Source organism: Corynebacterium sp. HMSC073D01 (genome assembly GCF_001815555.1).
Lineage (GTDB): Bacteria > Actinomycetota > Actinomycetes > Mycobacteriales > Mycobacteriaceae > Corynebacterium > Corynebacterium glucuronolyticum.
Window position 1 is genome coordinate 122,299 of the sequence record NZ_KV821059.1, and the last position, 6,929, is coordinate 129,227.

A 6,929-nucleotide genomic window follows, 5' to 3' on the forward strand; every position below is an offset into this window, starting at 1 on the left:
AACGTCCCGGTTGAGGTCACCTACCCCGACGGCACGACGGATACGTACTTCGTCCCGGTGACGGTTTCCGCCCAGCCGAAGAAGACGGCGCAGATCGCGGAGCCTCGCTACAAGGCCAACGATAACGCTGTTCAGGCGGGTCAGACCGTAAAGTCCACGGTCCCGAGCTTCGACGATCCGACGACCTCCGAGAAGGAGGAGCGCCCCGAGGGCACCACGTTCTCCTTCGAGGGCCCGGACTGGATCACCGTAGATCCCAACACCGGTGCCGCCACGATCGCCCCTGGTGCCGAGGTGGAACCGCAGGCCTACACCGGTACGGTTGTCGCCACCTACCCGGATGGCTCCACCGACCGCATCCCGGTGACGGTGACGGTTCTGCCCATACCGAAGGATCTGAGCCAGCAGCTCAACCCCGGCCCCTCCTCCCCCACCGCCACGGTCGCAGCGGGCGAGAAGGACAAGGTTGTCTCCGGCCCGAGCTTCGACGATCCGGCGACCGAGGAGAAGGAGGAAGCCCCGGCGGGCACCTCCTACAAGCTCGGTGCGGACGCTCCGGATTGGGTGACCGTCGACCCGCAGACCGGCAAGCTCACCCTCAACCCGCCGGAGGGCCTGGATCCGCAGACGTACAACGTCCCGATTGAGGTCACCTATAGCGACGGTTCGACGGATAAGGTTGTCATTCCCGTCAACGTGACGGAGGCAGCGCAGAAGGAGGAGACCGCCGACAAGGTCCAGCCGCGCTACCCCAGCACGGCCACCCCGGTCGAGGCCGGCGCTAAGGAAAAGATCCCGGCTCCGAGCTTCGACGATCCGAGCACCGAGGAGAAGGAGCAGGCTCCGGCTGGTACCTCCTACAAACTCGGTGATAGCGCTCCGGAATGGGCCTCTGTCGACGCAGCTACCGGCGAGTTCACCGCGAAGCCGGGTAAGGACATCGCGCCGGGCACCTATAATGTCCCCGTTGTCGTCACCTACGAGGACGGCTCCACGGATACGGTCATGGTTCCGGTGCTGGTCAAGAAGCCGGTGACGGATGCCGATACCTATAATCCGCGCCTGGCCACGGAGAATGTGCCCAACGGTACGTTGTCCACCGCGCCGGTCACCGCCGGCAATGAGATCTCGCTCTCCCCGCAGTTCCCGGTCCAGCCCCCGGCCGAGACGACCTTCGCCGGCGATCCGGACAACCCGAGTTGGGTCACGGTGAACCCGGAGACGGGTACGGTAACTGCGACACCCCCGGCCGCTGCGCAGCCCGGTACGTACCCGGTAAAGGTGCAGGTCACCTACCCTGATGGTACGAAGGATGTCATCGAGTCGACGATCACGGTGCGCGAGCGCCCGATGCTCACCCCGAGTTACGGCCCCGCCCACCCGGTCGAGCGCGGCGAGACCCTCACCATCGATCCGCCGTCTGTCGATGACCCCTTCACCAAGCAGGTCGAGCGCGTTCCGGAAGGTACCTCCTACAAGCTCGGTGCTGACGCACCGAATTGGGTCTCCGTCGATCCCAAGACCGGCCAGGTCACAGCAAATCCCGGTGCGGACGTTCCGGCTGGCACTTACGAGATTCCCGTCGAGGTCACCGTCGGTGGTGTGACCAAGACGGTGATGACGCAGGTCACGGTGGTTGTCACGGATCCGAAGGAGGAGCCCACGCTCACCGAGGCGCAGACGACGCAGCCCTTCTACCCGGGTGCCTCCACCCGCGTTGAGCAGGGCACGGACGTCACCGTCCCCGCCCCGTCCTTCGATGATCCGACCACGGACACGGTGGAGCAAAAGCCTGCGGAAGTCTCCTTTAGCTTGTCGACGGCCCCCGGGGACCCGAACCTCGATTGGGTCACGGTCGACCCCAATTCCGGTGCGCTCACTCTGAAGCCCACGGACAAGGTTCAGCCCGGCGGCTATCTCGTCCCCGTAGAGGTCACCTACGGTGATCACTCGACGGAGATCGTCAACGTCCCGGTCGTCGTCGAAAAGCCCGCTGCCCGCCCGATGAAGGACACCGCGCAGCCGTACTACCCGGCCACGACCCCGGTGATCTTCGCCGGCACGACGGAGACGGTGAAGGCACCGACCTTCGACGATCCCACTACCGCAGATACGAAGGAGACAAAGCCGGAGGGTACGAAGTTCGCCCTCGGTGAGGGTGCTCCGAAGTGGGTGACCATCGATCCGGAGACCGGTGAGCTCACCATCGCTCCGGCGGCAGATGTCTCGACGGGTGCTCACCGTATCCCGATCGAGGTCACCTATGCCGACGGCTCCAAGGGCATCGTCTACCAGCGCGTCATGATCGCGAATTCGAAGCTCGCCTACCCGAAGACGACGGTTGGCGATGAGCCTGTGAAGGTGAAGACGAACCTGGGCGATCAGGTTGTTCCCGGCTCCACTTTCCGGCTGGTTTCCTTCCCGGATGGCTGGAACGTGACGATTGATAAGAAAACGGGTGAGGTCACCATCGATGCCCCGGCTAACGCAGAACCCGGCGATTATGAGATCAAGGTTGAGGGTCTGGCGAACGGTGAGGTCATCTCCAAGGCGACGCTGGTTGCCGAGGTGAAGGAGGCGAAGGATACGGCGGAGCCGCGGTACCCGGATGCGAAGCCGATCGTTCCTGGTGGTTCGGGCATTGTGGTCACGCCGTCCTTTGATGATCCGGCTACGGAGGCAACGGAGACGATGCCGAAGGGCACGAAGTTCGCCCTCGGTAAGGACGCTCCGGCGTGGGCGAAGATCGATCCAAAGACCGGCAAGCTCACTCTCAATCCGCCGGCGAACATCAAGGACGGGCCCTATGTCATCCCGATTGAGGTCACCTACCCCGACGGCTCGAAGGATCTCGTCAGCCAGAGCGTGACGATCGCCAAGTCTGACACGCCAACCCCACCGGCCAACGGCTCCTCCGAGGAGGAAAAGGCTGGTGCCATCATCGGTGGCATCCTCGGTGGCCTCGCTCTGTTGGGTGGCGGTGCCTGGGCACTGGATCAGTTCGGCATCGTAGACACGGGCTCCGCGCCAGGTCGCCACGCCCTCCCGGATCTCCCGCAGGCTCCTGGCCAGACGGCACCGGGACAGCAAGCCCCCGGCAAGCAGGCACCTGGCAAGCAGGCCCCTGGCAAGCAGGCCCCTGGCAAGCAGGATCCGTCGCCGCAGTCCCCGAAGGGCCGTGGCGAGGCGGGCGAGCCGACTCGCTCCGGAAATGGTGCTACCAATGCAAAGCCCGGTAAGCACTCCAAGAAGGATTCCGCTCTGGCCGAGACCGGCGCACAGTATGTGCAGCTGGCGCTCACCATCGGCTTCCTCTCCCTGCTTTTGGGTGGCGCGTTCATCGCACTCCGCCGCCGTAAGGATGCGGAGTAAGGATGCAGAGTAAGGATGCACACTCAAGGGTGCGAAACGGTAAGGTAATACCAAACTAAAAGCGCCCCCGAGATAACTCCATAAAACACACAGATGGCCGAGTTTCACGTGAAACTCGGCCATCTGTCTGGTATATCAGACACTACAACGAACCTGTCCAGCCACTATAAGCCCGCTATTATTGAAGAGCGAAAACTGCTACTTTATTCCCGGCTCAAAAGTTGTTACCGTGCATAAACGAAAGTAGGACAAGGCGATTCAAGCAAAAGGAGCGTGGACGAAGATGAAACAGGTCATGCGAACAGTCGGCGTCGGCCTCAGTGGCATCACGGCGTCTCTCCTGCTCAAAACCGCCGTCTGGTTCCACTTCCTCGACACCAGTGAGGATCCCCGCATCATCACCATCTTCGAAAACGGCAACTGCACTTTCGCGCTCACCGATTACGCCAAGGCCATCGGCATGACCAGCCTCTTTTCCTCCACCGACCCGCACGGCTGGCTCCTCGGCGCCCTGTGCCTCGCCATCGTCGCGTTCGTCGGCTGGGTCATTGGTCGCCTCACCATCACCCACCGCGCCGAGCACGCTGACGCCGACCCGCTCATCCCCTATTACAACTGGTAGGCGCCCCCAAGCCCCCAAGCCCCTACGCCTGGCACGTCGGACACCAGTACAGCTTCCGCCCGCCGTCCACCGTCATCTCCACCGGCGTCCCGCATACCAGACACGGCTGGCCCGCCCGCCGGTACACGTACACCTCCCCGCCGTGCGCGTCCTCGCGCGGCGGCCGTCCCTGCGCCTCCGGCGAGTGCTCCGCCCGCACGGTGTCGATCCGCCCGGTTCGTGCCCCATACTCCATGAGCTGCACGAGATCGTCCCAGATCGCCTGCCCATCGACCGCCACCGCCGGCGCAAACGGCGATATTCTCTGCCTGAACAGGACCTCACACCGGTAAATGTTCCCCACGCCGGCATACAGCGACTGGTCCATGAGCGCTGCCCCAATTGTGCGTCGCACCCGCGCCAGGTTCGGTGCAATCGCACCGTTTTCTAGTGGATCGCTTCCTAGCTTTTCGACGGCCTTTTCTACATCAGACTTCAACACCAACCGGCACCACTGGGGCCCATGCAGGTCTGCTGCCATCTCCCCGTCGGCAATCCGCAGCCGCACGACACCGACCGGCGCCGCCAGCGGCGCGACTTTGAACTTCCCAATCAACCCGAGGTGAATGTGGATGTACCGCTCGCCCGCAAAGCGGATGAAGAGCTGCTTGCCGTGCGCGAAGGCGTCGATAAGCTCCGCCCCATTTAGCACGTCGGCCTCGGTGCTGAACCGACCTTGTGGGGACGAAACGTCGACCGGCTTTCCCCCAAACGTGTCCGTGAGTGTGCGCGCTAACCGGTGAATGACGTGTCCTTCTGGCATGCCTTTGCATTGTACTCGAGCGCAAAATACCGCCTCACCATGGGCTTTTCGGTCGCGTTACCCAGCTGTGCTAAGTTGGAAGAACGTGAAACGAGGATTTGATCGCGATAAGTATATACAGATGCAATCGGCGCACATCGCCGAGCGACGGGACTCCATCGGCGGGAAGCTGTACCTGGAGATGGGCGGCAAGCTGTTCGATGACTATCACGCCTCGCGCGTGCTCCCAGGGTTCACCCCCGACAACAAAATCGCAATGTTGGAGACCCTCAAAGACGAGCTGGAAATCCTCGTCTGCATGAATGCCAAGGATCTGCAGCGCCAGAAGGTGCGCGCGGACCTTGGCATCACTTATGAGGACGACGTATTGCGTCTCATTGATATTTTCCGTGACCGCGGCTTCCTTGTGCAGACGGTGGTCATCACGCAGTTCGAGGACGATAACACGCTGGCTTTCGATTTCCGCGATCGGCTCGAGCGCCTCGGTCTCACCGTCCGCCGCCACCGCGTTATCCCTGGTTATCCCAACAATCCGGACACGATCGTGTCGGAGGAGGGCTTCGGACGCAACGAGTACGTGGAAACCTCCCGTGACCTCATCATTGTCACCGCTCCCGGCCCGGGTTCCGGCAAGCTCGCCACGTGTCTTTCGCAGGTCTATCACGATAACAAGCGCGGCATTCCCGCAGGTTACGCGAAGTTTGAGACGTTCCCCATCTGGAATCTCCCGCTCGAGCACCCGGTCAACCTCGCGTACGAGTCGGCCACCGTCGATCTCGCGGACCTCAACGTCATCGACCCGTTCCACCTGGCGGCCTACGGCGAGCAGGTGTCTAGCTACAACCGCGATGTCGAGTCGTTCCCGCTGCTCAAGACCCTCCTGGAGAAGTGCACTGGCAGCTGCCCCTACCAGTCCCCCACGGACATGGGCGTCAACATGGCCGGTTATTGCATCGTCGACGATGACGCCTGCCGTGCCGCCGCCGGCCAGGAGATCATCCGCCGCTACTACAAGGCGCTGGTGGAGGAGAAGCAGAACGCCCTGGATGATACCCTTTCCTCCCGCGCCGCGATGGTCATGGCCAAGGCCGGTCTGTCCACCAAGGATCGTCGGGTCGTCGCCCCGGCCAAGGAGCTTGCAGAGGTCACCGGCGCCCCCGCCTCCGCTCTTGAGCTTGTCGACGGCACCATCATCACTGGTAAGACATCCCCTCTTCTCGGCTGTTGTTCGGCAATGGTCTTGAACGCCCTTAAACACCTCGCGGGGATCGATAAGACCATCGACCTCCTCTCCCCCGAGTCCATCGAGCCGATCCAAACGCTCAAAACCAAGCACCTCGGCTCGAAGAACCCCCGCCTGCACACCGACGAGGTCCTCATCGCCCTCTCGGTGTCTGCGTCCACAGACGAAAACGCCCGTCGCGCACTGGATGAGCTGGGCAATCTCTGCGGCTGCGACGTCCACACGACAACCATCCTCGGCTCTGTCGACGAAGGCATCTTCCGCAACCTCGGCATCCTCGTCACCAGCGAACCCGTCTACCAGCGCAAATCCCTTTACAAGAAGAAGTAATCCATGTCCAGGACACGCTTTTGGGCGACCCTCGCCGCCGCCCTCGGCCTGATTGTCCTGCTCACGGTAGGTAAATCCGCCGTCTCCATCCCCGGACTTTGGGAGGCAAGCGTCCACCACACGCGGGCGCTTCGCCTCCTCCCCTTCGGGGATTTTTTCCGCTACTCCTCCCCAATAATCCCCTTATATTACCTGGTCAGCAACATAATCCTCTTCGTCCCCCTGGGCTGGGTCCTCGCCCACCGCGCCCGCCACCCGGTCCTCCTCGGCCTCGCCGTCTCACTCCTCGTCGAGCTCTCCCAATTCGCCTTCGCCCTCGGCTTCACCGACCTTAACGACGTCCTCCAGAACACCGTCGGCACAGCCCTCGGCGTCTGGCTCTCCCCCCGCTTTAGCTTGTCGACGCCCATCCTCCTCGCCCTCGCCTTCATCGTCACCCTCTATCTAGCTGCACTTTGTGCATAACCTCCGCAGCCCCACCCGAGTTATCCACAGATTCCAAGCGCACCCTTTGCAGCCTCCCCTACGCGCTTTATTGTGTGTGGCATGACCGCTTTAAC

Annotated in this window: 5 protein-coding genes; 4 read left to right on the forward strand and 1 reads right to left on the reverse strand. The window is 62.6% G+C overall.

Annotated features, from left to right (window positions below; genetic code table 11):
• Together HMPREF3044_RS08745 and HMPREF3044_RS08750 are read left to right on the forward strand one after the other, a co-directional pair.
• Window positions 1-3,372 (forward strand): Rib/alpha-like domain-containing protein (locus HMPREF3044_RS08745; RefSeq protein WP_141759669.1); only part of this gene is annotated, 3,372 nt, incomplete at its 5' end.
• Between the two features lie 283 nt (window positions 3,373-3,655).
• Window positions 3,656-3,994 carry a hypothetical protein gene (locus HMPREF3044_RS08750; RefSeq protein WP_070740959.1) on the forward strand — a complete coding sequence of 113 codons (339 nt, stop codon included), beginning with the start codon at window positions 3,656-3,658 and terminating at the stop codon, window positions 3,992-3,994.
• Window positions 3,995-4,016: 22 nt separating this feature from the next.
• Here HMPREF3044_RS08750 and HMPREF3044_RS08755 read toward each other — a convergent pair whose 3' ends face one another.
• Window positions 4,017-4,796, reverse strand: a complete 780-nt coding sequence (locus HMPREF3044_RS08755) for an Fpg/Nei family DNA glycosylase (protein WP_005391632.1) — start codon at window positions 4,794-4,796, stop codon at window positions 4,017-4,019.
• An 85-nt stretch (window positions 4,797-4,881) separates the two neighbouring features.
• On the opposite strand from HMPREF3044_RS08755, the gene HMPREF3044_RS08760 reads away from it, so the two are divergent.
• Window positions 4,882-6,369, forward strand: a complete 1,488-nt coding sequence (locus tag HMPREF3044_RS08760; RefSeq protein ID WP_083318147.1) for a DUF1846 domain-containing protein — start codon at window positions 4,882-4,884, stop codon at window positions 6,367-6,369.
• A gap of 3 nt (window positions 6,370-6,372) precedes the next feature.
• Window positions 6,373-6,834 carry a VanZ family protein gene (locus tag HMPREF3044_RS08765; protein ID WP_050762625.1) on the forward strand — a complete coding sequence of 154 codons (462 nt, stop codon included), beginning with the start codon at window positions 6,373-6,375 and terminating at the stop codon, window positions 6,832-6,834.
• The last annotated feature ends 95 nt before the right edge of the window (window positions 6,835-6,929 follow it).

What these genes read in the sequence shown, in the direction of transcription:
- HMPREF3044_RS08765 (WP_050762625.1), top strand. Translation starts at nt 6,373, where the DNA reads ATGTCCAGGACACGCTTTTGGGCGACCCTCGCCGCCGCCCTCGGCCTG.
- HMPREF3044_RS08755 (WP_005391632.1), bottom strand. Translation starts at nt 4,796, where the DNA reads ATGCCAGAAGGACACGTCATTCACCGGTTAGCGCGCACACTCACGGAC.
- HMPREF3044_RS08750 (WP_070740959.1), top strand. Translation starts at nt 3,656, where the DNA reads ATGAAACAGGTCATGCGAACAGTCGGCGTCGGCCTCAGTGGCATCACG.